General features: G+C 35.6%; 1 protein-coding gene. It reads right to left on the bottom strand.

Annotated elements, in window-relative coordinates:
- Positions 1-265: 265 nt before the first annotated feature.
- Positions 266-2,016 (bottom strand): leucine-rich repeat domain-containing protein (locus A5875_RS18870; protein WP_088935123.1); only part of this gene is annotated, 1,751 nt, incomplete at its 5' end.

A 2,016-nucleotide genomic window follows, 5' to 3' on the forward strand; every position in this document is an offset into this window, starting at 1 on the left:
GTGATTACCCGCGATTATCATGATAAAAAGTAATTCAATTGTTCCTGCCAATTTAAATATAGAAATAGAGCTGAACAACAGGCGATTATTGTAATGAAAAGTAATCCCACATCGAACAACAAGTTTAGCGCTGCTATTGATACTTTAGAACGTAGGCGCAATTGGCTATCTTTGATAAAGAAATAAAGGAAACCCATGAAACTAATTATCGCTATCAGTAGGAATAATATAATCCAATTAGTAATTGACAAATACTTTTCCTCCTTTATGGTGTGTCATTTAAAGACCATGTAAAACTTGCACTAAAGTCTTTTTTCAAAAGTCCAGAATTGGTCGGTAGCGATAATGTTACACTTTTGAATGGAATTCGAACTTGCCAAACGTTCTGGTCTGTACCACTATTAGTTGCACCACTAAGGATAGTTTTAGCCGAACTTCCTGCATAAAAAGATAAATCTTGATTAAGGGTTGGCGGGTTTTCTGGATTCGTCACTATCTTTTCTTCATGTGTTTCATGATTCAGAACTCGTTCTACTGTAGGTTTAGCAATACTCAGTCTAGTCCCAACAGTCCCTGGCATTGGTGAGCCTTTTTCATCTGTGAATTCAGAAAGTCCGGCTGATAATGACCAGTTGGTCGTCTTATTCTGCTTGATACGAACATAAAATCCAGTATTTGTGACATTAGAAAGATGATGGTATTTTTGAGCATCTAGGTTTCTGTTATCAAAATCGTCGGTACTCCAGTTAAATAATCCAAAATGAAACATTCTTGGAGTAGATAATATTACCAAATCATTTTCTTTGTCTGGATGATCGATTTGTTCAGGCTCCGCCCCTTTGATTCCCTTTCCATTAATGATGTTTGAATATGGGCTATTTACTGTCTCAGCTTCCCACGTTACTTCACCTGTCGGTTCAACTAGCTCGTCGGCTTTTCCACTCATGGTAGCAGAAAATGTTATCGTTACCTCTTCGTTGGTCGCCAAATCTTCTAAATCTATCCCATCAGCAATAGACACGGAGGAATCCGTTCCTGCTACTTTAGTACTTTCAGGATCGATTATAAATTCAGAGTTTGAATCCATTTTGACTTTGATGTTTGTTGCCTTTTTCTTCAATTCATTTTTAATTTTCAATGTCCAATTTATTTTTTCACCATCATTGAACTTATGCTTTTCTGGTTCCAAAACACTGGATAACTCACTTGTTTCCAGAAAGGTCACTGTTCCGGTATAATATTTAGCTCCATACCATAACGCTCCTTCTTTAATTGAATACGGATTATAGGAAAATTCAAATGATCCTTCGTTTAGAATAACCGGCGTAATATCGTGAAGTTCAATCAAATCACCATTGATTGTATAGCTATTATATATTGTTGGAAAATCCGGCAGCTCCAAACCTTTTTGTGAAGTAGTTTTGAAGATATCTAATGTAGTCCTCCTGTTAACTACTTTCGGAACAGGTACCTTAATATCTTGATCCCTAATATAAAAATTTCCTAATTCCTCCAGTCCATATAAAGGCCTTATATCAGTAATTTGATTTTGAGATAAGCCCAATGTATTTATATTCTTCAAATTATTCAATGGTCCGATATCCGAAATATTGTTATTTTCTAACTGCAGATTTGCTAAAGTGTCATTTGGGCTCGTTTGGATTGTCGTGAGTTCATTGTCATTAGCCGTCAACTTCCTCAACTTATCGTGATTACTTATATCCAGACGACTAAGTTGATTGGCGGAAATATTTAAATCTTCTACGACTGGCAGTTTGTCATAATCAAACTCTTTCAATTGATTAGTAGAACAGTTTACCGTTTTTAGTTTCGTGTTCTCGCTAAACTGAATGGACCCTATTTTATTTTGGGAGCAATCAAGAGTAGTCAAACTTATGGCCTTTACTAAGTCAAGACTTTCCAATAAGTTCTTAGATATATTCAGTTTTTTAAGCTGACTGCAGGTGCTTACATCTATTTCCCGGATACTGTTATTACTACAATTTATTTCTTCTA

Origin of the sequence: Enterococcus sp. 3H8_DIV0648 (genome assembly GCF_002140655.1) — a bacterium.
Taxonomy (GTDB): domain Bacteria; phylum Bacillota; class Bacilli; order Lactobacillales; family Enterococcaceae; genus Enterococcus_A; species Enterococcus_A hulanensis.